Source organism: Kitasatospora sp. NPDC097643, from assembly GCF_040302625.1.
GTDB lineage: Bacteria > Actinomycetota > Actinomycetes > Streptomycetales > Streptomycetaceae > Kitasatospora.
In genome coordinates, this window is record NZ_JBEOSA010000002.1 from 124906 (window position 1) to 149125 (window position 24220).

General features: G+C 68.6%; 14 protein-coding genes and 1 pseudogene. 4 read left to right on the top strand and 11 right to left on the bottom strand.

The features are described 5' to 3' along the window. Positions 1–39: 39 nt before the first annotated feature. The 7 genes from ABTY15_RS02715 to ABTY15_RS02745 form a co-directional block, all read right to left on the bottom strand. Entirely contained in the window at positions 40–975 is a 936-nt protein-coding gene (locus tag ABTY15_RS02715) for a DUF5655 domain-containing protein (protein ID WP_350574869.1), read from the bottom strand. A gap of 251 nt (positions 976–1226) precedes the next feature. Further along, positions 1227–2117: an RNA-guided endonuclease InsQ/TnpB family protein gene (locus ABTY15_RS02720; RefSeq protein ID WP_502893409.1), complete on the bottom strand. Its 891-nt coding sequence runs from the start codon at positions 2115–2117 to the stop codon at positions 1227–1229. Between the two features lie 6 nt (positions 2118–2123). Then, the gene (locus ABTY15_RS02725) at positions 2124–2537 is read right to left on the bottom strand and encodes a helix-turn-helix domain-containing protein (protein WP_350574874.1); all 414 of its coding nucleotides are present in this window, start codon (positions 2535–2537) and stop codon (positions 2124–2126) included. A gap of 256 nt (positions 2538–2793) precedes the next feature. Then, positions 2794–5607 carry an ATP-binding protein gene (locus tag ABTY15_RS02730; protein WP_502893403.1) on the bottom strand — a complete coding sequence of 938 codons (2814 nt, stop codon included), beginning with the start codon at positions 5605–5607 and terminating at the stop codon, positions 2794–2796. Between the two features lie 47 nt (positions 5608–5654). Next, entirely contained in the window at positions 5655–8363 is a 2709-nt protein-coding gene (locus tag ABTY15_RS02735; protein ID WP_350574877.1) for a DUF1156 domain-containing protein, read from the bottom strand. Position 8364: 1 nt separating this feature from the next. After that, entirely contained in the window at positions 8365–11835 is a 3471-nt protein-coding gene (locus tag ABTY15_RS02740) for a helicase-related protein (protein ID WP_350574880.1), read from the bottom strand. A gap of 558 nt (positions 11836–12393) precedes the next feature. After that, positions 12394–13902: a recombinase family protein gene (locus tag ABTY15_RS02745; protein ID WP_350574882.1), complete on the bottom strand. Its 1509-nt coding sequence runs from the start codon at positions 13900–13902 to the stop codon at positions 12394–12396. Positions 13903–13953: 51 nt separating this feature from the next. On the opposite strand from ABTY15_RS02745, the pseudogene ABTY15_RS02750 reads away from it, so the two are divergent. From ABTY15_RS02750 to ABTY15_RS02765, 4 genes and pseudogenes are all read left to right on the top strand, one after another. Beyond that, positions 13954–14376, top strand: a pseudogene (locus ABTY15_RS02750) (HAD hydrolase-like protein); the annotation flags it as partial. Between the two features lie 152 nt (positions 14377–14528). After that, positions 14529–15731, top strand: coding sequence for a low temperature requirement protein A (locus ABTY15_RS02755; RefSeq protein ID WP_350574885.1), 1203 nt, complete (start codon positions 14529–14531; stop codon positions 15729–15731). A 78-nt stretch (positions 15732–15809) separates the two neighbouring features. Then, positions 15810–16538 carry a uracil-DNA glycosylase gene (locus ABTY15_RS02760; RefSeq protein ID WP_350574888.1) on the top strand — a complete coding sequence of 243 codons (729 nt, stop codon included), beginning with the start codon at positions 15810–15812 and terminating at the stop codon, positions 16536–16538. Positions 16539–16734: 196 nt separating this feature from the next. Further along, a complete protein-coding gene (locus ABTY15_RS02765) occupies positions 16735–17787 on the top strand; it encodes a glycoside hydrolase family 6 protein (RefSeq protein WP_350574891.1) in 1053 nt (350 codons plus the stop codon). Positions 17788–17862: 75 nt separating this feature from the next. Here the strand turns inward: ABTY15_RS02765 and glxA are convergent, their stop codons facing one another. The 4 genes from glxA to ABTY15_RS02785 all read right to left on the bottom strand — a co-directional run bounded on the left by glxA (position 17863) and on the right by ABTY15_RS02785 (position 24129). Continuing rightward, a complete protein-coding gene (gene glxA, locus ABTY15_RS02770) occupies positions 17863–19794 on the bottom strand; it encodes a radical copper oxidase GlxA (RefSeq protein ID WP_502893404.1) in 1932 nt (643 codons plus the stop codon). A 114-nt stretch (positions 19795–19908) separates the two neighbouring features. Then, positions 19909–22029, bottom strand: coding sequence for a glycosyltransferase family 2 protein (locus ABTY15_RS02775; RefSeq protein ID WP_350574893.1), 2121 nt, complete (start codon positions 22027–22029; stop codon positions 19909–19911). A gap of 584 nt (positions 22030–22613) precedes the next feature. Then, on the bottom strand, positions 22614–23363 hold the full coding sequence (locus tag ABTY15_RS02780; protein WP_502893405.1) for a 3-oxoacid CoA-transferase subunit B: 750 nt from the start codon (positions 23361–23363) through the stop codon (positions 22614–22616). 4 nt (positions 23364–23367) lie between these two features. Then, positions 23368–24129 carry a CoA transferase subunit A gene (locus ABTY15_RS02785; RefSeq protein WP_350574896.1) on the bottom strand — a complete coding sequence of 254 codons (762 nt, stop codon included), beginning with the start codon at positions 24127–24129 and terminating at the stop codon, positions 23368–23370. Positions 24130–24220: the final 91 nt, after the last annotated feature.

A 24220-nucleotide genomic window follows, 5' to 3' on the forward strand; every position in this document is an offset into this window, starting at 1 on the left:
CGGCTGGAGCATGAAGCTCCAGCCGCCCTCGCCGTTTCGTCAGGCCGTCTGAACCGCCCGCTCGATCAGCGGTCCCGCCTTCTTGAGGTCGCCCGCCGAGGCGATCCGCACCTCCAGGTCCCCGGTGCCCAGGTGCCCGATCCCGCGCATGTCGCGCGTGAAGCCCTCCTCCAGCTCCACCGTGTCCGGGTCCAGCCGCAGGTACGCCAGGATCACCCGGTGCGAGGCGGACGGCCGGAAGATCACGCTGGCCACGTTCTGCAGCCGCCGGTAGGCGATGTAGTGCTTGAGGACGACGGTCTCCACCTCGCCCGACGCGGTGAGCACCTCGTCCAGCTCGCCGTAGAGCTCCCGGAGGCACTCCGGTACGTCGCCGACGACCGGCAGCTCGGCCGTCTCGGCGGCAGCCGCCGGCACCGAAGGCATGGGCGATCTGCGTACGGTTGCCGGGCTAACTGCGGCGGAGACCGGCTCGACCAGCTGCAGGCTCAGCAGCCCGCCGTCGAAGATCCGGTAGCGGACCAGCTCGATCGGCCACTGCCGCCCCAGGTCACCAACGGCCACCCGATCGTGGTGCGAGAACCCGGCCGCGATACACAGCGCCCGGGGCGCACGCCAGTCGATGGACTCGGCCGCATCCGGGCCCAGCTTCTCCCGGACGAGGGCCTCGAACTCGTGGTGGCTGCTCTTCACCCAGGTGAGATAGGAGACGGCCTGCGAGACGACCCCGCTGTCATTGCCCTTCTTGAACTCGATCACGACCGGTACGCCGTTCTCGTCCAGCCCCAGCGAGTCCACCCGCCCCCGGTGCCACGGACCAGTCGGGTACTCCGACGCCAGGAACCGGATACCGAGCATCGCCTCCATGCTCGCCTCCACCCGGCGCTGCAACTGCACCTCCAGCGCCACGGTCGAGCTGCGCAGCTCCACGTCCTGGCCGTCCTCCCCGAGCCGGAATACCTTCAGATCAGCCACCCACGCCCCCTCCGCACGACCGTACCCAAAGACCAATCTGGAAGAGGAACGCGGTATTCCTCCTCGTACCAGATTGGTGTAATCGTCCGGAGCGACTCCGCCCAGGCCGGCTCCGATGGGACGATGCGGGCATGACCGGCGCCTTCCTTGGTGTTGCAGCACCAGGACCGCCGCATCCACTCCCGCAGCCCGCGCGAAGCGACCGAAGCGACCCACCTCCGGCCAAGGGCCGGCGGCACGCGTCACCCGGGTCACCACAGCGGCAACTGCCCCGGATGGCGCTGGGCGTCCAACACACCCTTGCTTGGCCTCCTCCTCGTCGGCCCGACGGCCTCCGAGGACTCCCGGGGGCGGGGCAGCCTCGCAGCCGGCCGCTCCCGGGCGGTTGACGCTTCACAGACCCGCCCAACGGCTGGAGGTCTCCACGTCCTGTAACCGCCGAGCCCGGCGGCCAGAGTGTTCTTCGCGCCCACAACGTCGGCGTGCTCGCGGTGTCCGCAGGACGTGCACGCGAAGACGGCTTGGCTCTCGCGCGACTTCTTGTCCACGTTCCTGCATCGCGGGCAGGTCTGACTGGTGTAGGCGGGGTTCACCTTCCTGATGACCGTGCCGGTCGTGCGCGCCGCGCTGCGGCAGGCCAGCTCCAGCGCGAACCAGCCCTTGTCGCGGATTGACCGGTTCAGGCCCCGCTTGCGCGCCACCCCGGTGCCCGGCCGCTCGGCGGTGCCGGCGGCCGAGGCGGTCATCGCCCGCACGTTCAGGTCCTCCAGGACCAGCAACGCGCAGCCGGTCACCAGGTTCCGGGCGGTCTTGGCGTTGAAGTCGGCGCGGCGGCGGCGAACTCGAGCGTGGAGAACGACGATGGCGTCCGCGGTCGCGTGCCACCGTGCCGAGCCGGTACGCCGACGCTGCAGCTGCCGGGACAGCCGACGATGCCGTTCGGTCTCGCGCGGCGTCATGAAGGCCCGGTCGAACATCCGCCCGTCGCTGGTCACCACCGCCTCCACGACACCGCGATCGATGCCCACCCGGCCGCGCTCCAGTGAGACGGTCGTCTCCTTCTCCGGCGTATCCACCCTGAACGCGATGTACCACTTCCCGCCGTCGCGGGAGACTGTGGCGGCGCGGACCTGCCCGCCCAGCGAGCGCTACCAGCGGAACCGGACCCAGCCTAGCTTCGGCAACCGCGCCCGGCCTAAATTTCGGGAGACCTGCTCCACCCGGATCAACTTGCCGTCCGGGAACCGCATCGACGGAGCCCAGCGACGCTGCGAACGCCACCGAACCCGGAACGGGCCGTGCCGCCGGCAGGCGCCCTCCAGGTCCCGAAGCACCTGCTGAAGGACGTGCGACGGGGCCTCGGCGAGCCACGGGAAGTCGGCCTTCGCCTCCGCCATCTGCCGACACTGCTCGACATAGCCGATCGACCGGCCACGGCGCCGGTACTCCCGCTGTTGCTCCAGCCCGACGTTCCACACCGTGCGACAGATCGAACCGACCATCTCGGCCAGCATGGCCTGCTCGACGCTCAGTTCCAGCCGGTACTTCCGCCCGGTCAGCACCCGCCCTCCTCTCACCGGGTCCCGAAGCTACCGAGCGCCACCGCCCTCCGGGGCTGCTACGTCCTCTCGTCACTCCTATGGGTGACGCTCATCTGCATGCCGGATAACGCCGAGCACCAGCGGCCCATAGGCTCAGCTCACACCGTAAAGAGACGCTGACCTGCGCCAGTTGGGTGGCGCAATACTGGCCCCGCCGGGCAGAGCGGTGCTCTGGGTGCCCTTGCGGGGCCAGTAGGCGCAAAGTAGAACGACGTTCTCAGTCTGTTCGGACCTCGGCGTTGGGATCGCTCTCCTCGATCGGCTCAACCAGGCCGTTCCGGAAGGCGATCCGATCAAACGGGCCCTCAGCAGAAATATGAATCTCGACATCGACTGCGCCGGGCTGCTCGCGAAGCCAGGCGAGCGAGCGATAGAGGTCGCCGATCCCGGACTTATCAACCTTCGCGCGGATATTGACGTTCCGCACCACGTCGGCGGGGGCAGGAGGCGCCGGCGGAGTCGGCTGTGTGGTGCTCGATACAGAACTGGGGCCTGCCCCAGCGCCAGCAGTGGTTTGAGGCTTGGGCGTGGGTTCAGCCGCGGGCTCCCCTGGGGAGGGAAACACCTCCTGCATGAGCTCCCGCGCGTAGTCATGCCACAGGATCGCCGAGTCGTCGGAGAGATCGATCTCATCGGCAGGAACTCGCTCGCCGAGGCGAATCTGCCGCGAGTCGCGGGGGCGCAGCGATCCCTGCTCCTCCGAGAGGCCAACCACGTATCCGAGCTCCGACGAGGCCACTGCGTTCGCAACGGCGGTCGCAATCGCCTGCTTCTTCCAGAGCTTGGTGAACTCGTAGTAGCTGTAGAACCAGTCGACGAGCTCAGAGCACCTCACGATCTTTCGGTCGGGTCCGAGACCGGACAGCGCCACAAGCTTGGACGCAGTCACCGAGCTAAAGACCCGCTGGCTCAGGGCTTCGACGACCCGCTCGTGGAGAGCCCGGCCCGCGGCCAGCATCGTCCGCAGATCGAAGGTCTCCAGGGAATACGGGGCGTCGTCGCCAGCCCGAGGTCGAGCCGGCACCGCGACGGCGCTGTAGGCCATGCCCAGGGCCGCGGAGGCATCCCGCCGAGCATTCCCTGACTTCTCGCGCAGCTCGTCGATCTGCTCCGGGCTGAAGCCGTACTTCGCGGCCTTTGTCAGCAGCTTGTCGGCAGCCAAGCGCAGCCGAATGGCGTGGCGCGCCCGGTCGAACTGGGCGTTGTCGGGCAGCACGAAGGCGACACCGTTTCGATACCGCCGCGCCCCGGCCTTGCCCGCCTGCTCAACGAACTTCCCGAGAGGCTCGCGGTCCTCCGACCAGTCCGGGTGGAGATAGCAAACGGTGAACAGGGGCTGCTCGTCAGCGATGCCACCAGGGCCGTCAGGCCAGAGAGAGACCCCGAGGCTTCCCCTCAGCTGCAGCTCAAGCTCTGATCGGACGTCAGCAAGAACCTCTTGCGACGTAAGCTTGTTCGCCTCGTCCCTAACGAGCTTGGTCAGGTTTGGCGTCGGCTCGAATCGGTACCGGCGGCCGGTGTAGTGGAGGTAGAGCTCCTCCTCCCGCAAGTCGTGCAGTGCCGCGAGGACAACGTTGCGGTCGAGGCCCGGCACCAGGACGCCGCGGACAAGGTCAGATTCGAGGACACCGCGGTCCTCGCCCTCGCGCGCCCCGAAGCTGTAGAGCATGACTGCACTCGCGACCCGCGTGCCCACCGCAAGCTGCGAGATCGTCGGGCTGTCGGCGCCCAGACGCCGGTCCACCGTGGCCGCGCCGGATCCCGAGGAGGTGATGTCACTGGAGAGAACAGCAGTGAACCGCTCCCGCTCCCCGACCTGCGAGAAGAAGGCGCCGCGAACCTGCTCGTCGGTGAAGTCGATGTCTCCAGGGCCGATCAGGGGGCTCTTGGCGCCGTTGCGCCACAGGATGTGCACCACGGCGGCGAGGAACTGCAGTGCTCCCCGGGTGCGCTGGTAGGAAGGAAGTGAGCCCCAGCGGTGATACATGAGGTCGAGCAGGTCGGGGTGGAACGGATAGGCAGCGAGAATCCGCTTCTCCAGGTTGTCGGCGGCGACTTCTGCTTCGCGCCGGCCATCGCTGGTCTCCGCCGTGGCAAGGAGTTGCTTCCGCAGGAGCTGAGCGTATGCGCGCGCGACCTCTCCATGGACCGTCTCATCGCCGATCTCGGCGAGCAGGCGCCGCTGCACCACACGCAGGACCTCGTCATCAGCGACAGGCTCGCGCTTCGCGTCTACGCGGGCAACCAGCTTGTCAAGGTCGCTGAGGAGCCCCTCGGCACCGACAGCCTCACCAACGCTCGCCTGAAGGCTGTAGACCATGACGGCCTTCGGGTGGGAGCTGATCGCCTCGGTCAGGGCCTGGACAAAGAGCATGGCCTGGCGGCCCGCAGTGGACTCACCCCGAGGAATGGCCATCGCCTTCTCGACGAACACCAGCACCTCGTCGAGCAGGACGAGCGTCGGCCCGTCGCCGAGCACGCGGCGCAGGGTGTCGCCACCTGGCGCGGAGCCTGCGCGGTCATGCTCAGCCACCAGCTCGTAGCGCCCGAGCTGTGCGCCCAGTTCGCCCCACAGCGTGGAGGTTTCGATCCCTGTTGCCTTCATCGGAGACAGGGGATCAAGCTCCTCGCCCGACAGGACGGCAACCTGAACGTCCCCGGGGTCTGCGATGTCCTTGAGCGCTGAGCAGGCGGAGATGGCGGCCTGCCGGTCGCGAACCAGATGCAGCAGGGCTACGAGGCTGTGCGTCTTGCCCCCGCCGAACGGCGTGCGGAGCTGAAGGACGTGCGACCCCTGACCGCCCGCAAGGACCTCCATGACGTCGTTGAGCAGCTCGCTCATCTTGGCCGTCAGGTAGGTCGCCTCGTAGAACTTGCCAGCGTCGGTGTAGACGGGGGCGATGCCCGGCCGGCCACGGAACACGCCGGCCAGGTTGGCCGCGTACGTTCCCATGTCCAGCACGCCAGCGGCTACATCCTCGTGCGGACGGGCGACGTCTGTCCACGGTGCCAGCCGGTACCCGGAGCTCACGGCGTTACTCCCCCTCGATCTCTGTGTGCGTGGCGACGTTTGTCACGCTAGATCAGTCCCTGTTCCCCAATGATGCTTCGCCATGAAACTAGCAGTCGCTCAGCGGCACTTGCCTCACGACTCTTAGCCTCATTGGCGGTTGAGCGCAGCGCTCGACCAGCAAGCGCCTGGATGAGCTGCTGGAGCCTCATCACGTCGACATTCACCGACAGCAGGTAGGGGCGGACGTCGGCAGGCTTGTGCTCGGCCCTCCAGAGCACTCCGTGTGCCACGTCGATGAGGGGCACGGCGGTCGGCGGGGAGAGCTCGATCAGCGGCATCGTGCCTCCGCCGTCCACGTTCGGCTGCCCCAGCCGCTCGTCGTGGCCCCGGTCCTCGAAGTCCCGAAGGATCACGGCAGACTTCGCCTTCGACACATGCGGGTTTACGCCGTTCGTCAGACCGTTGGGACTGTCGAGGTCCGCTCCGGTCATTCTCGCCAGGTTGTTGGCCTCGTCGAACGGCACCTGGCCATAGCCGTAGGAGTACTGGGCTGCGACGTAGTAGCGAGTCACTGGGTCGACACCGGCGAGCGACCCGAAGATCGCGTCGAGGACCCGGGTCTGCACCATCTCCAGGAAGCGTTCCGCAGGAAGGACGTCTCCGTTGTCCTGCTCAACTCGCTCGAAGCGCGTCAGGGCCCGGAGGCCGGCACCCACGGTCGCGATGACGAGATCGGCACCGGTGATGCCGAGGTTCTCCAGCCTCTCCAACCGCTCCTTGATGATGTCGTTGAGCTCGGCCATGACCTCGCCCTCGCTGCCCACCCCGGCGTTCGGGTTGCGCTTCCGAGCCACAAGGAAGATGGACGACGCCAGGCTGGCCGTGCCCCGACCAACCGCCCTCTCCGGCATCTCGGTATCGAGGGGCCACGCCTCAGTGATCGTAAAGCCCGCTACGCGCAGTGCCTCCACAAGGCTTGACCAGCCGGAGGTGGTCTTGTGCGCATATACGCAGACCAGGGGAGCTCCTGGCTTCAGGACCCGATGCGCCTCACGGAATGCCTGCTCCATCAGCGTCTCGTAGTGCTGACGCGCCGCGTCCTTACTTCCCGCGTGGCGGTATGCCGCCACGACCGCCTCACTCCTCTTGGGAGTGAGTTCCCCGCCAAGATCGGTCGGGTAAAGGAACCCGACCGATCGCTTCAGCCAGACGTAGAAGAAGTCCGAAAGGTCCGCGTAGGAGATGTTGTCGTAGTAGGGCGGGTCGGTAACGACGGCGTCCTGTGAGTCATTCGGAAGCGGCAGGGCGGCTGCAGATCCGCGGACACACTTGGCAGGATTCCGAATGGTCGCCAGCCGGTCAACGAGGTTTGCCGTCTCCTTGAGGTACTTGCGCACGTCGCCGGAGGCGCCAGCGAAGGGGTTTGCCTCGTAGAAGTCCCAGACCATGGGTAGGGCCTGCCGTGCAAAAGTGTTGGTTCCGCCCTCATTCTTGGTGTCCAGGCGGCACAAGTTCGACAGTCGGTCGGCTACTCGGTTCAGAGCCATGGCCAAGGCCGTGGCAACAGCTGCAGCGCGCCCCTCATCCATTCCGCTCTCGCGAGCCGCGTCATGCACCTTACGGATGCCAACGGCAAGAGTGCTCAGGGCGAGAAGCTGGCGCGGGGTGAACAGATCTCGATAGTGCGAGAATCCGTACACCATGCAGGTTCCGCCGGTGATTCGCATCGTTCCGGGAAGCGGCTCATCGAGCGGGTCGATCGGCAATTCCGCCAACCGCTTCATGCATTCGGCATCGTCGGGGAGGTCATATTCCCCTACCGGAAGGTAGTCGCGACCGCGGCCCGAAGGCTTGAGTGCCAGGGCAGTCAGCGGTGCCGTGGTCATGCGACCGGCACGGGCCTCTTCCTTTACATACCGGCTCTCGACCGGAGCACCGCAAATGCGACAGGTCACCTCTCCGCCGCGTGATCCTTCTGCGGGATCGAAACCGAGACCTTCCTCCGTGGTGGCCTCCACAACCTCGTAGCGTAGGGACCAGGTGGCGCGGTCAGGGACTGGCTTCAGAGCGATATAGCGCCCCTTCTTCCGGCCGAGCCATGTCTGACGGAGGAGGTGAGCGTCATGCTCAGGAGTGGCCGGGTTCGGGCAGCGGACCGCCCGGGTCCAGATGTAGGCGAGAGGAAGGCGCTTATCCGTGTCGGTTTCGCCGATCATCGTCTGACCAGTACCGCTATCGACCGCCGGGTACAGGTCTGACAGTGCCGTCCACGCCTCGTCGATCCAGGCGGTTCCCCACCGGCGAATGTCGTCGCCGAGTCCGGGATAGCTCTGCGGGTACTCCATGAGCATCCGCTCAATGAGGTGAGCGACAGGGTTCAGCTCATTGGCAGTTACTTCGCATCCGAGCCGCAGTGCCTCCAGCGGGATGGCGCCCCCGCCGGAAAAGAGATCGACTACCTTCGGGGCCTCGCCGCCATTCGCGGCAAGGACCTCCTCCCGGGCGGTCTCGATGGGCTGCGCTGGGCCGCCCCAGGTGCACAGGGCGTCGAAGAAGTCGGAGAGCTCGTCAACGGACCGGGTCCGCCCGGCCGCGGGCACGAGAGCGGCGTAGACGGCAGCACGAGAGGCCGCGAGAGGCCGGCGGGCCCACCAGAGGTGGAGGGACGCCGGGTGTCCGACGCGCCCTCCGACCTTCTCGCTCGCGCTGGTGCGGCTGATGACGTCGATCGGGATGACGTCTTCGATGAGCCGCTTTTCACTGCTGTCGCGCACGCTAGTCCTCTCGCCCCACGGTCTCGATGTTGCCGACCGCGTGAGCTCGGATACTAGCGCCCGGCACCCGATACCCGGTGATTTGCCTGATGGCAGCAACGTTGGGAAGCGTGTGGTAGGGGTCCTGGACGCGCAGCAGATTCGGCCTCGACGTCGCGCTGTAGACGACGTAGAGCCAGAACCCCGCTCCCCAGCGCTGGGCGGCATACCACTCTGTACGGTACAGGCCCACGTCGCCAGCCGGAACGCCCCGGCCCTTGACCTCGATGCGACGCACCTCACTGGATCCGTCAGGCAGAGTCCTGGTGGAGCGGATGTCGAAGCCCGAGCCATCCCGCAGATCCCCAACATACTCAGGGGTCCACCCCGCCTCGCGCTCGAAGTCCATTGCTACGGCCACGGCGGCGTCCTCGACGGCCTTGCTCGGCCGCATGACATCGACGTCCGGATCGTCTGGGGTCGCAGGCGGGATCACGGCCGCCGTGCCGAGGTGAGTCACCTTGCCCGGCCGGACGACGCCGAGGCGGTTGAGCGACTCCAGCTTCGACGCACGTCGGTGGCCGAGCTCCTTGAGCTGCCGGTCAGTGTTGTCGCGCAGAAGGCGGTACGAGTCGTCGCCGGCGTCGATCTTCGAGTTGTACGAGACCCATCGGTCCTCCAGGCGGCGCTTCTGGGCGGCCATCGCCTCGTTCAGGTAGGTGGCTCGAAGTCTGGCGTGTTCCAAGCGGTTGGTCCGCTCGGCGGAGGAGCGGGGAAGCTGCACCTTGACCCGCAGCCAGTCGGTGGCCAGCTTGATGTGGTCCGGAGAGGGCGGCTCCACGTTGTCACCAGCAGCGGGCGTGAGCGTGTGCAGAACGTCCGCTGGGCCTCGGTGGAGGCCATCGTGGTCCTCTATCACTGCCACAACCTCGGAGAAGACCTGCTCCGGGGAGCCGTGCAGATCCTCGCCGACGATCTGGTACGAGAACAGGTGTACGAAGTACGGCGCCGCGGTGCCCGGATCGATGAACACGGCTGCGCCTTGGGGCACGCCTTCGGCCGTCAGGTCTCGCTCGAGCGACTCGGCGAGGGCTGCGAAGAGGGGGTGGCCAGGGGAGCAGAGAGTCGCGTCTTCATGCTCAACTCGGTCGCGCTGTTCCTTGCGGAACGTGAGCTTGCGGTAGTCGGCAGCGGGGCGCCCGCGGTGCCGCACCGAGAGGAGGTCATCGCTGCGGAGAGCCGCCGGAACGTGCTCGACCCGAAGCAGCTGGTCAGCGCGCCGCTCTACCCGGAGGTGCTGCCGGCCTGCGGCCCGCAGGAAGAACTCTTCGACGTACTCCGGCATGAGGCGGCGCTCATCGGACAGGAAGTTCTGTCCCCGGACCCACTCGATGTCGACATACTTCTTGGCGAGAGCGATTCCGGTGGCCTCCTCATACTCGGCCAGCTTCTCCGAGTCAAGGCGGTTGATCTCTGCCACTGCCGCATCACGGTTTGCGCGAGTCGGATTTGCGAGCGTCTCCTTTACGAGGCGCTCGAAGTCGATACCGTTGATCGTCAACAGCTCGCCGATGACGTCGTAGACGCGGCCATTGAGGTCCTGGCGCATGGCCTCCAGGCGCGCGTGCAGCCTCTCAAGGAGCTCACCCTCCACCGTGTTGGTGGCGCAGAAGTTGAAGATCCAGCAGTCGGCGCTCTGGCCGATCCGGTGAACGCGACCCATGCGCTGCTCAAGGCGAACGGGATTCCACGGCAGGTCGTAGTTGATCATCAAGTGGCAGAACTGAAGGTTGATTCCTTCGCCAGCCGCTTCAGTGGCAATGCAGATCTGCTTGTTCTGCCGGAAGTCATGCTGGATACGCTTGCGCTCCGCCGGCGGATGGCCTCCGTGGATAGTGCAAACGTCGTAGCCCCACTCCTCCAAGTGCTGCCGCAGATACTCCAGCGTGTCCCTGTGCTCGGTGAAGATCAGCAGCTTCCCGCGGCCGTCCCGCAGCTCCTGGAATTCGGCCCGCTCCAGGCAGTCGCGAAGAGCAGCGAGCTTTCGCTCTTCTCCTTGGGAACGGACGCGGTCGGCATGCGCGACGAGCTTGCGCAGCTCGGCCACCTCAACGCGCAACTGTGAAATCTGTCCTGCGCTGCTGACCTCTGTGGCCAGCAGGTCATCGACAGTCTCGTCGATATCATCTGACTCGGCCTCGACGTCGTCGAAGTCGCTGTCCGCCGGAATACGGCCCAGCGCCGCCAGGCGGCGATTGCGGTCGGCCGGTCGCATCCCGGCGAGCTGCTCAGCCAGTTCTTCCAGTCGGTTCGCGCGCTTTGCGAGCGATGATCGGATTGCTCCGAGGCTGGATGCCAACCGTCGCTGGAGCACAGTCCGGGCGAGTGCCACCGCGTTTCCGCGAGAGCCGCCGCTCGCCCCAAGGTAGGTATTGACGTACTGGGTGACGCTCAAATACAGCTCGTACTCGGCAGGCGAGAGCTGGAAAGGCTGGGTGCGTACGTGGCGCTCGACGAAGAGCGCCCCATTGTGCTCATCGACGAGATCTTCCTTCTGGCGGCGAAGGAAGTACGGGTTGTCGTCGTTGGCGATCTGCTTCTTTACCAGATCCGCCGTGGAGAACTGATCGGGGTCGAGCAGGCCGAGGAAGCGGGTGAACCTGTCCTCGTCTCCTGAGTGGGGCGTCGCCGTCAGCAGGAGAAGCCTGTCAGCCTGCTGCGCCACGCCCTCCACAACGGAGTAGCGCTTGGTCTTGACGACTCGCTCGTCTTGTCCCCGCTTGGTGAACGCGGACGCCTTGTGCGCCTCGTCCACGATCACCAGGTCCCACTGGTTTCGCAGGAGGTCATCGCGAACGTCATCGCGCTTGGCGAAGTCGAGACTGCTCACGATCAAGGGGTAGCGCTCCCAGGGGCTGCGTCCCACCTGGTGGCGTACCTGCTCTCCGCTCACCACCTCGAACTGCTCGTCGAACTTGTCCAGCATCTCGTCCTGCCACTGCGTGGTGAGCGGAGCCGGGCAGAGGATCAGCACCCGCTCGACGACGCCTCGGAGCTTCAACTCCTTGAGCAGCAGACCCGCCATGATCGTCTTGCCCGCACCCGGGTCATCCGCAAGGACGAAGCGCAGCCGGGGCTGCGGCAGCATGTGGCGGTAGACGGCTTCGATCTGGTGAGGCAACCCCCGGACGCCGCTCATGGACACAGCAAAGAGGGGGTCGTGGGCGAAGGCGAGCCGGATGCGCTGAGACTCAACCCAGAGGAAGAGGTCCTGGGAGCTGACCAGTGCCGGCTGCACCGCAGACTGCGCCAGAGCCGCTTCCAGTTCGGCCTCGAAAACCTGAGTCTCGTCTGGGGCGCCGTTCGCGTGCCGGACGCGGACCAGGTAGACGTCCGAGCCGATCTCCTCGACGTGCTCGACCCTCACAGGATGTGCGAAGTGTCCATCCAGCATGATCAGGCGATTCTTGGCACGCTCCTGCAGGTCACCCACGTCGATCCTCCCGACACACCCCACTGACAGACCCAACGTATCGGATAGCACCGACAATTCAGCCGCCTCACGCTACACCGGTGCTTGCGGGACCCGGCTCCGGCACGTGGGCGAGTCCGGGGCCGGCGGCCTCTTGTGAAGACCCGGCAGGACGCCTGACTTGGGATCCGTGGCTCGCGATGGCGGTCGCCGGTGGATAGATGCGTCAGGACCTCTTGGTCGTGGGCCATGGGGGCTGGTGATGGCCCCGTGGGGGCAGCCGGAGCGCTGCGGGTCACCGCGCTGGGATTCCCGGGGCACCTATCACCCGATGGCAGCCGAGCCAAATCCGCGAATCTCTGGATCCTGATCGCGCCCTGAAGGCGGGGCCGCGTGCCGGGTGCGCGTGAAGGGGCCGCATCGGCGGCATGGCGTGATCGGATCGGTAGCTCGATGACCAAGGAAGAGTGGCTCGCTCGAGAGCTCGCGAAGGCGCCTGAGCTGACTGCTGATGACGTTGACTGGGTGCGCCGACGATTTCGACTTGAAGAATCCGACGACGCACCCGGTCAGTAGCGACTACTTCCAGACGATCTCGATTAGCTCGGGCCTGAATTCATGATTTCCACCCTTGCCCTGCTTCTTGATCACTACGGCCTCGACAAACCGGCTGATCACCGACCGTTGCATTGGGATGGTGTATCCATCCCATTCGCGTAGTATTCGCTCAGCGGCGGAGACGCCCGTCTGAGGGCCCATGACGTTCATGGTGGAGACGCTCGCTGACAGTTCATCTCGCTTGGTCTCCAGGCGACTGATTTCCCGGACGAATTCGCCAAGCGGGAACTCTCCGGACTCGCGCAGTTGGCGGGCCTCGGCCATGTCGGCTTCGACCTGGGCGAGTTCCTTTCGCGCCTTTACTAGCGCTGGGTCGTCCTGCGATTTCTGAGGCTTGGAGCCCTTCGCCGCCTGCTGGAGTCGCGCCAGGAGCGCGGAATCAACCAGGTCCTCAATGGGCGGGCCGCACCTGCTCATCTTGCCGCATCCGCCCTCGGACTTCTTGCAGTGGTAGTAGTAGCCCCACTGTTCAAAGCTCGAAGTGCCTTCCGTGTACTGGCCGGAAGTCATTCCGTGTCCGCAGTCGCCGCAGCGAGACGTCCCGGTGAGCTTGCGGACCGTCACAGTCGATCCCTTCTTGCGACCACGGCCCTTCGGCTTGCGTGCGTTTAGGACATCCACCACTGCTCGGACCTGGTCGGCAGAACTGACCTTGTCCCATTCGCCGATGACGGGAGTTCCGTCGGTCCGCTCGAGGATGTGCTCCCAAGGGTCCACCCGGCCTTGCTGTTCGCGAACCGCTACAGGTATGTATGCCCGGTAGCCGCAGAGGCGAGGATTAGTGAGGATATATCGCACACTGGAATACGAGAGAGTTTTCCCGGGAGGAGTCTGGGGGCCGCGCACTCCCAGCTCTGCCCACTCGGCGTGCACCTCGGAAAGCAGCTTTCCATTCAGAATGTCGAGCTGGGACTTGTCGATGAGCGCAGCCTCCCAGTCCTCGACTGTCCCATCCTGCTTCCAGCCGAAGGCACGCTGGCCCTGGTGAGCTTGCCCCGAGGTGGCGGTGGCCTTCTTCTGTCGTGCGACACGCCGGGCTGCGTCGGCGGAGAACTTGTTCGCGATCATGACGTACAGGCGGGCGTTGAAGCGGCCGTCCTCTGTCGCGAGGTCGTAGTCGCCGGCGGTTGTGGCGAAGACCATAGGCCGGCGAGCCGTCTCGTAGATGTCGATGATGCGTTCGAGCTCGCGTGGCTGCCGCGTGATGCGGTCGATGTTGTATGCCGCGATCCCCGACACGGCCCCAGCTTCCAGGTCGTGCACCAGGTCCTGGTAGTCAGGCCGGACTACCCGGCGCTTGAAGGCCGACAAGTCGTTGTCGACGTACATCCGGCCCAGAGACAGGCCACGGCCCTTGACGAGCGCGTGGATGTCCTCCTGTTGTCGGATGACCCCTTCCTTGCCATCTCGGCCGTCCCCTAGCTCTCCAACATCACTGATGCGGGCGTACCCGCCGACTACTATGCGCATGTGACTCTCTCGGTTGTGCTGGAGCCAGGGTATGCGAAGCATGTTCTATTCGTGCGGGGCGAGACCCGGACCTACAGCTTCGAGGCGCTGACCAAGGCGATCCGCCTGATCAACCAGGGCGCCCGGTTCATCTGCACCAACCCGGACGAGACCGGCCCCTCCACCGAGGGCGTGCTGCCGGCCACCGGCTCGGTCGCCGCGCTGATCACCAAGGCCACCGGCGTCGAGCCGTACTTCGTCGGCAAGCCCAACCCGCTGATGATGCGTGAGGCGCTGAACACCGCCGGGGCCCACTCCGAGACCGCGGTGATGATCGGCGACCGGATGGACACCGACATCGTCGCGGGCATGGAGGCCGGCATGGAGACCATCCTGGTGCTCACCGGCCTCACCGCCGCCGCCGACGTCGAGCGCTTCCCGTACCGGCCGACCCGGGTGGTCAAGTCGATCGCGGACCTGGTCGACCTGGTCTAGCCTCTGCGGTGCCGTCGCGGGCCCCGTTCCGGCCGTTCGCCGGAGCGGGGCCCGTTGCGCACCGGCGGGTTCGTGCCGGCGGTTTCCTGTCGGCGGTTTCGTACCGCTGGTTTCGTACCGGTGGATTCGTATGTGTGGGGAGGCAGGGGCGGATGAGCACGACGGGGGAAGCACCGGGACTCGCGGAGGAGAAGCGGGTCACCTGGGCCGAGCTCTACTTCGACCTGGTCTTCGTCTTCGCGATCACCCAGGTGTCCGGGCTGCTGCACCACCACCACGACTGGACGGGCGTCGCCCGGGCGCTGGTGGTCTTCGTGCCGGTGTACTGGTGCTGGGTGGGCACCACCGTGCAGGCCAACATCCGGGACGTGGACAACCCGCGGGACCGCCTGGGCATCCTCGCCGTCGGGCTGGCGGGCCTGTTCATGGCGCTCGCCGTGCCCGGCGCGTACGGCGGGCGCGGCGTGCTGCTCGGCGCCGGGTACTGGCTGGCCCGGGTGGTGCTGCTGCTCCTGCTGATCCGCATCCCCGGCGTCTGGCGCGGTCCGTACGGGGCGGGGGTGCTGGTCAGCGGGCCGCTGCTGGTGGTCGGCGGACTGCTGCCGGACGGGCCGCGACTGGCGCTGTGGGCGGCGGCGGCGCTCTGCGACCTCGCCGCCCCGGTGGTGTTCCGGCGGCGACTGGCCGCGGTCGCGTACCACCCGGCGCACATGCCGGAGCGGTTCGCGCTGTTCCTGCTGGTGGCGCTCGGCGAGTCGATCGTCGGGATCGGCGGGACGGCCGCCGGTGCCCGGCTGGACGCCGCCGAACTCGCCGCCGTCGCGGCCGCGTTCACCATCTCGGCGGGGCTGTGGTGGCAGTACTTCGTCTACGCGGCGGACGCGATGCGGCACGCCGTGGTGATCGCCGACTCCCGCCGGGACGTCATCCGCCGGATCTTCCAGTACGGGCACCTGGCGCTGGCCGCCGGGGTGATCGGGGTCGCGGTCGGCTTCGGGGAGACCGTCGCGGACCCGTGGCAGACGCTCGGCCCCGGGTCGGTGGCGCTGCTGTACGGCGGGTGCGCGCTGTACCTGCTGACCTTCGGGTACACCCGCTGGATGATGTTCCGGCAGGTCGCGACGACCCGGATCGCCGCGGCGGTGCTGGTGCTGGCGCTGCTCCCGGCGATGGTCCGGCTGCCGGCGCTCGCGGTGCTGGTGGCGTTGGCGGCGCTGCTGGTGGGGCTCAACGTGGTGGAGCACCTGCGGGTGGCGCGAGCTGCTGCCGCCTCCTCTGCCTCCGCCGCCTCCGCTGCCCTCGGCTCCCCGGCGCCCGCCGCCGTCGATTCCCCGGTCTCCGCTCCGGTGGAGTGAGCTGTCAGTGGGGCTGTGTAGCGTTCGGGGTGAAAAAGGGCGTGCGGCCCAAAGGCCGCGGTGTGGGAGGTAGATGTCGTGACGGACACGGTCGAGGCGGGCGTGGTCGGGGCCGGCGCGGGCGGCGGTCTGGAGCTGCCCGAGTCCTGGCGCGCGGTGCTGGGCGCCGAGACGGAGAAGCCGTACTTCGCCGAGCTGGCGGCCTTCGTGGCGGCCCAGCGCGCGGAGCACGAGGTGTTTCCGCCGAGCGGCCAGGAGTTCGCCGCGCTGGAGGCCACCCCGTACGACAAGGTCCGGGTGCTCGTGCTCGGCCAGGACCCGTACCACGACAACGGCCAGGCCCACGGCATGAGCTTCTCGGTGCTGCCCGGCACCAAGACGCCGCCCTCGCTGCGCAACATCTTCAAGGAGCTGGACGCCGACCTGGGTATCCCGGCCCCGGACAACGGCTACCTGATGCACTGGGCCGAGCAGGGCGTGCTGCTGCTCAACGCGGTGCTCACGGTCCGCGCGCACGAGGCCAACTCGCACAAGGCGAAGGGCTGGGAGAAGTTCACCGACGCGGTGATCAAGGCGGTGAGCGAGCGTGAGGAGCCGGTGGTCTTCGTGCTGTGGGGCAACTACGCGAAGAAGAAGCTGCCGCTGATCGACACCGACAAGCACGTGGTGGTGCAGGGCGCGCACCCGTCGCCGCTGTCCGCCAAGCTGTTCTTCGGCAGCCGTCCGTTCTCGCAGATCAACGCCGCGCTGGACGGCTTCGGCGGCGAGTCGATCGACTGGCGGGTGCCGGACCTGAAGCAGGGCTGAGCACCCACCGGGGGGCGTGGGCGGGCGGTGGGGCGCGTTGCCACCTCGTTCGCTCACGGCCACCCTCCGTTCACCGCCCGTGGCGGCCACCCCGCACCGGGTGTGCTTAGCTGGTGCCGACCGGGTCGCCGGACCGGGTCTGGGGGAGGGGCGGCACGTGCGCCGGGTGGGACGGACAGCGGGATTCCGACGGGCCGTGGGGGCGGTCCTGGTCGCACTGGCGCTGGGTGCGGCGGGCTGTGGCGGCTCGACCGGCAGCCGGAGCGGCACCACCGCGTCGAGCCCCGGACCGGCGGGCTCGGCTGCTGAACCCGGTCCCGGTGCCGCGCCCAACTCCGGTGCCGCACCCGGGTCGGCGGGCCTCCCGCAGCTCCCCGGACAGGCCTTCTACGTCTCCGACCAGACCTCCGCCGCCCGCCAGGTCGCGGCCCTGCGCGGTCAGGGCCGGACGGCCGAGGCCGACACGCTGCTGCGGATCGCCGCCCAGCCCTCCTCGCAGTGGCTCGGCGAGCAGGGCGCCAAGGAGATCGCCGAGCAGGTGAGCCGCCGGGCCGCCGAGGCGGACCGCACGGCCGTCTTCGTCGCCTACAACATCCCGCACCGCGACTGCGGCCTCTACTCGGCCGGCGGCGCCACCGACGCCGCCTCCTACCGGGCCTGGATCAGCGGCGTCGCGGAGGCGCTCGGCGACCGCAAGGCCTGGGTGGTGCTGGAGCCGGACGCCGTCGCGCACACCCTGGACAACTGCGGGCTCAAGGGCGACCTGGCCGCCGAGCGGTACGGGCTGCTGGCCTTCGCTGTCCAGGAGCTGAAGAAGCGCCCGCAGGTGCGGGTCTACGTCGACGCGGGCAACCCCGGCTGGTCGCTGGACCCGGCCGAACTGGCCACCGCCCTGCGCAAGTCCGGGATCGGCGCGGCGGACGGCTTCGCCGTGAACGTCTCCAACTACTACGGCACCGACCGGAACGCGGCGTACGGTGCCGGCCTCTCCGCCGCCCTGGGCGGGAAGCACTTCGTCATCGACACCAGCCGCAACGGCAACGGGCCGCTGGGCGGCGACGCCTGGTGCAACCCAGCCGGGCGCGCGCTCGGTGAGCGGCCGACCGCCGACACCGGCCGGGTCGGGGTCGACGCGTACCTGTGGATCAAGAACCCGGGGGAGTCGGACGGCGAGTGCGGCCGGGGCGAGCCCCGGGCGGGCGAGTTCTGGCTGCCGTACGCGCTGGGCCTGGCGCAGTCCGCCCGTTGAGGCCGGCCTGCCAGTTGAGGCCCTCCCGCCTGTTGGGGCTGTCCTGCCCGCTGGGGCTGCGCACTGCCCGGACGTTCACCCGGTGACCTTGATCCAGCGCGCGACCGACGGGGTCCCGGCGGCGTCCGTCAGGAACAGCATGTACCACCCGGGCGGCAACAGGTTGGGGTTGCCCGGGAGGGCGAGCGCGACCCCGTCCGCCGAGCGCCCGGTGATGTCCAGGGCCACCGACCGCTGCTCGACGTCCGTCACGTGGGTGACCGAACTCGGCCGGATCAGTTTGGCCGTGGTGACCGCGTCCGGCCGCCCGGTGCCGACGGTGACGGTGCCGCCGAGCCTCGCGGTCTCCGGCGCGGCGCCCACCTGCGGGCGGTCGCCGTGGAACAGGTACGGCGGGGTGTAGATCTCGATGCGCTGCTCGAAGCCGCCCGGGGTGGTCTCGGCCTTGTCCGCGAACAGCGGGTTGGAGCCGAGCACGGCCACCCGGCCGTCCGGCAGCAGCAGCGCCTCGGAGTGGTAGTCGCGGCCGACGGTCGGCTCGGCGGCGGTGGTGAAGGAGTTGCTGCCCGGGTGGTAGACCTGCGCCTTGAGCAGGTCGCTGCCGCCCCGGCCCCGGTAGCCGCTGGAGCCGCCGGTGGTGAACACGGTGTCGTCCGGCAGGATCACGCTGTTGAGGTAGCGGGTGCCGCCCGCCGGCAGGTCCGGGCCCGGGGTGAAGACGGGCTCGGCGGCGGACAGGTCGGCGATGTCGGTGCGGGCGGTGGACAGCGGCGACTCACCGACGCCCCCGCCGCCGAGCACCATCACCTTCTGCGCCTGCGCGGGCGGCAGCAGCACCGAGGACGAGGTCTCGGTGAGGGCGGGGTCGCGCAGGCCGGGGACGGGCTGGAAGCCGTTGTTCGACAGGTCCCAGACGCCCGGCGCGCGGCCCTTCTCGGCCGGGCCGTAACCGGCGTTGGAGCCGGAGTAGAAGAGCTTGCCGGCGGCGGTGAGGAAGAGCGACGGGTAGGTCGGGAAGTACCGGTCGGGGGCCTTGGACCAGGTCTTGCTCTTCGGGTCGTAGACCTCGTTGTTGTTGCCGTTGAGGATCTCCCCGGTGTCGTCCAGCCCCGACACGGTGACCACCCGGCCGTCGCCGAGCCCGGTCAGCGTCGGGTACCACCGGGCGTACGCCATGTCGGTGACCTGCTCGTACAGTTCGGTGTCCGGGTTGAACTCGAAGGCGGAGCGGATGCCCTGGTACTCCTGCTTGTCCAGGGTGAGCTTCTCGCTCTGGCCGTACAGGTTGTGGGCGTCGGCCTCGGTCAGGCCCTTGATCCGGTACTGGGTACGGGAGTTGGCGACGAAGTCGGCGCCCTCCCCGACCGCCTCGACGAACACGTGCTGCTCGCCGGCGGTGACGACGGTCTGCTTGCCCGAGCCGGTCTTCACCGCGGCCGGGACGGTCACCGCGGCGGTGGAGGCGTACTCGCGCCCGTTCGGGGCGACGAAGACCGTGCCCTTGGGGAAGGTCCGGGCGCGTTCCGGGCTCTCGTTGCGCACCCGCATGACGCCGGCCGCCTTCTTCACCGCACCCGCCAGCTTCTCGTACCGTGCGGTGCCGCCGGCCACCAGCAGCCGGCCGTCGGGCAGCGAGCTGTGGCCGCCGCAGAACATGTCGGCCGGGGTGGGTACCAGCTTGTAGGTGTTGTTGGCCGGGTCCCAGAGCAGGCTCTTGAAGGTGCCCGCGGCGAAGTGCTTCTCGTCGTTGCCGGAGCCGGCCACGATGAGGACCTTGCCGGTGCGCAGCAGGGTGGCGTGGACGGCGTTGACCCGGAACTCGGCGGGCAGGGTCAGGGTCTGCCAGTGGCCGTACTCCGCCTTGTACTCGGGGCGGTTGATCACGTACTGGTGGTACTGCTCGGTGGCGAAGCCGAGGACGGCGGGGGCGTTCATCCCGGCCACGGTCAGCGCGACGGTGCTGCCGAGGGCGAAGCGCTTGGTCCGGCCGGTCTTGTGGATCTTCACGGTGGTCGGTCCCCTCGTTCGGTTCGGTTCGTGCGCTTGGTCGGTGCGGCGTGCGGCGTGCGGTTCGTGCGGAGTGCGGGGCGAGACGTGCGGGGTGTGGCGAGCGGGGCGGGTTCAGCGGGTGGTGGCGGTCGTGCCGTCCAGGGCCGGTGCGGTGGTCGGTGGGAGCGGCGCGGGCCCCACCGGGCCCACCGGATCCGTCGACGCGTTCCGTGGGTCGCGGGCGTGCCGGGGGCGGCGCTTCTCCAGGACGACCTTCGGGGCCTCCGCGCGACCGCCGGTCACGGTGAGGGTGGCCGTGGGCCGGGTGCGCCGACGGCGGACGGCGTCGCCGGCCAGGACCAGGACCGGCAGTACGGTCAGGCCCAGCGCGAGCCACGCCCAGGTGCGCATGGCGGCGTGGTCGTAGCCGGTGTGGAAGGACGCGGCGATCGCGCCGCCGAACACCAGCGCCCAGAACAGGTGGAAGCGGAAGGTGCCCACCCGGTCGGGGCTGATCGACCGCCCCTTCGGCGTCACCACGAAGCGGCTGCGCCGCCGTACCAGCGCCTGCAACAGCGAGGCCGCGTAGACCGGACCGCACAGCGCCGACATCATCATGCCCGCGACCCCGGAGGAGCCGGCCGGCTCGTGCGGGCTCACGTTGTGCTTGCGGTTCCAGGTGTAGAGCAGCAGTTGGAGGGCGGCGGCGTCGCTGTACAGCATCATCCAGATCTCGGACGACACGTGGACGCCCGAGGCGCCGAACACCAGGTAGAGCACGCTGGACACCCCGCCGAGCAGCCAGGTCAGGGCCGCCATCGGGTAGAAGCCGACCATCAGCGAGTAGTTGAGCAGCCGCCCGGGCGACAGCCGCCAGAGCACCCGCCAGTACTGGGTGAGCAGCGTCTCGTAGGTGCCGCGGCTCCAGCGCAGTTGCTGGGAGAAGAAGTCGGTCCAGGAGGCCGGTCCCTCGCCGACCGCGAGGACGTCCGGGGTGTACACGGACTTCCAGCGTTCACCAGTCTCCGGGTTTCGGCTCCGGTGGAACTCCAGGCCGGTCGCCATATCCTCCGTGATGGAGTCGTACAACCCGCCGATCGACTGGAGCGCGCGGATTCTCACCGCGTTGTTGGTGCCGACGAACATGGGCGCGCCGTAACGGTTTCCGGCGCGCTGGATGAGTGCGTGGAAGAGGTACTGCTGGCTCTCCGCGAATTTGGTGACGGCCGAACCGGAGCTCCGGTAGTTCCCGTACACCTGGGGTCCGACCACGAATGCCACGTCGGGGTCGCGGAAGTAGCCGAGCATCCGCTCGCAGAAGTCCGGCAGCGGGACGTGGTCGGTGTCGACCGAGACCCAGAAGTCGTAGTCGTCCCCGTGCGCCTGCAACCAGGCGTTGTAGTTGCCGTGCTTGGTACGGGCACGGAAGCGGCCCCGGGGCTGGTTCCAGTGCGGCCGGCCGAACCGGCTGAAGTGGTGCACGCCCAGCTCGGCGCAGAGCGCCTGCATCGCAGGATCGTTTCCCTCGTCCAGCAGCCAGACGTCGTACGGGCCGTCGTGCCGGACGGCACGCGCCGCGACGAGCGTGGCCCGCACCATCTCCGGGGGCTCCTTGCCCGGCACGCAGGTGGTGAGGAAGGCCACCCGGGTGCCGGACCGCGGCGTCACCGGTACCGGATCGCGGGCGACGAGCGTGGCATGGGTGTTGGAGACCACGTTGACCAGCCGGAACACCTCGACCACGGCGATGATCCCGATCATCACCTTGTCGCCGAGCAGCACCAGGGCGTCCGTCTCGCCGGGCCGCTCCGGCCAGTGCTCCGGCAGCAGCAGCCAGATCAGCAGCACCGCCTCCACCACCGGGGCCGCCGCCAACAGCAGCCCGGCCCGGATCCGGTGCGGCTCGCGGCGTAACAGGCTGCGGTACTGGACCCGGTACGGGGCGTCGCGCCCGCCGTCGTACCCGTCCTCGTGCCCGTCCTCGCGCGTGCCGCCGTACGTGCCGTCGGCGTACGTGTCGTCGGCGTACGCTTCCTCGCCGTACGCGCCGGGGCCGTACACGCTGCCGTACACGCCGTCGTGAAGGTCCTCGTCCTCGTCCGGATCGACCGCCGGACCGGCGAGCCGGCTGAAGTGGCCGTAGTCGTAAGGGGCTTCGGGCACGGGTACGGCGGCCAGGGCGTCGTCGACGTCCCCGGCGCTTCGTCCGCGGGCCGTTCCGGCGTCCTTCTGTCGCGAGAACGGCAAGGTCATCGTCAGCTCCCCCCGGCGGGGCCGACCGTGGTGGCGGACCCCTTGGTGCGTGTTCCGACCGGGGGTATGCGACCCGATGTCCTCTGGTGCGCCCGACCGGCCGCGTACGACGGGCTGGATCCGCTCCCCCCGGAGCTTTGCTTCGCCTGCCTCGGAAGCCGTCCAAGCAGAACACCGCCCGGTGAACTGCGGTGTTTCCAGGCAGTTTCCGGGCTGTCAATCGCGTAAAGCGTATGCGAGCGATTTTATTGTGCGACTGCGCGGTGACTTCGAATGCGGGATCCGGCGCTTCCCGGCTTCCCCTCCGGGTGCGCGGGATCCATGACCCTGCCAACTCTCCCGGAGGGCAGGCGTGATCGCAACCGATCTGGGAAATGATCACCGCGTAGGCGTGAAGAAAGTACGGTTCCAAGCCACACCGCGACCGGATGGTGATATCGGTGCGGTTTTCGTGCGGGAGTTCGCCGGAGATGCCCCGAAAGGGCGGGTGAACTCCGGCCGGACCATCCAGGGGACGGCGATCCGGCCGGGTCACGGCGGTTGGCGCGTTTGGCCCGTTCGGCCAGTTCGGGGTTCCGCTGCGTTCAGCGCGGCGGGAGCAGGGGCGCGCCGGTCGCCGCCTGGACCTCCGCGAACCCCACGCCCGGTGCCGTCTCCACCGCCCGCAGCCCCTCCGGGGTCACGTCGACGACGGCCAGGTCGGTCACGATCCGGTCCACAACTCCCCTCCCTGTAGCGGGAAGTGAGAGTTCCTCGACGATCTTCGGGGAGCCGTCCCGGGCGGTGTGCTCCATGACGACGATCAGCCGGCAGGCCCCGTGCACGAGGTCCATCGCGCCGCCCATGCCCTTGACCGTCTTGCCGGGGATCATCCAGTTGGCGAGATCGCCGGTGGCCGAGACCTGCATCGCGCCGAGCACCGAGACGTCGATCCGGCCGGCCCGGACCATGCCGAACGAGAAGGCCGAGTCGAAGTACGCGGCGCCGGGTGCGACCGTCACCGTCTCCTTCCCGGCGTTGATCAGATCGGCGTGCTCGGTGCCGTCCAGCGGGTAAGGCCCCACGCCCAGGATGCCGTTCTCCGAGTGCAGCACCACCTCCACACCCGGCGGGAGGTGACTGGGGATCAGGGTGGGCAGGCCGATGCCCAGGTTCACGTACTGCCCGTCGCGCAGCTCACGGGCCGCCCGCGCGGCCAGTGCGTTGCGCGGGTCGAGCGCGGTCGGGGCAACGCGCCCGGCACTCGCCGGGGTGGCCGGGCTCGTCGGCATGGACGACATGGACGGCATGGCCGGGGTGGCCGAGGTGGCCAGGGCGGCCGGGGTGGTGGACATCGGCTCAGGCCTCCTGGAGTGCGGAGCGGACGGTCCGGCGCTCGATGCGCCGGTCCTCGGGGTCGGCGGCCACCACCCGGTCCACGTACACCCCGGGCAGGTGCACGGCGTCCGGATCCAGCGCTCCGGGCTCGACGATCCGGTCCGCCTCGACCAGCGTGATCCGGCCGGCAGCCGCGCAGAGCGGGTTGAAGTTGCGGGCGGCCGCGTGGAACACGCAGTTGCCGTGCCGGTCCGCCACCTCGGCCCGGACCAGCGCGTAGTCCGCGGTGATCGCCTCCTCCAGGAGGTACCGGCGGCCGCCGAACTCCCGGACCTCCTTGGCCGGTGAGGCCAGGGCCACCGAACCGTCCGCCGCGTAGCGCCAGGGCAGCCCGCCCTCCTCGACCTGGGTGCCCACCCCGGCGGGGGTGTAGAACGCCGGGATGCCGGAGCCGCCGGCCCGCAACCGCTCCGCCAGCGTGCCCTGCGGGGTCAGCTCCACCTCCAGCTCACCGGACAGGTACTGCCGGGCGAACTCCTTGTTCTCGCCGACGTACGAGGAGGTCATCCGGGCGATCCGGCCCGCCCGCAGCAGCAGGCCCAGCCCCCAGTCGTCCACCCCGCAGTTGTTCGAGACCACTTGCAGGCCGGTGGCGCCGGCGGCCTCCAGCGCATCGATCAGCGTGCTCGGGATGCCGCAGAGGCCGAAGCCGCCGACGGCCAGCACCGCACCGTCGGGGATGTCCCCGACGGCATCGGCGGGGGAGTCCAGGACCTTGTCCAAGGGATCACCTCATGAGGAGTGGGACGTGGGAGAGGGAGGGCGGGGCGGCCGGGCGGGCGGTTGATACCGAAGGGCTCTACCGGAGGCGCTG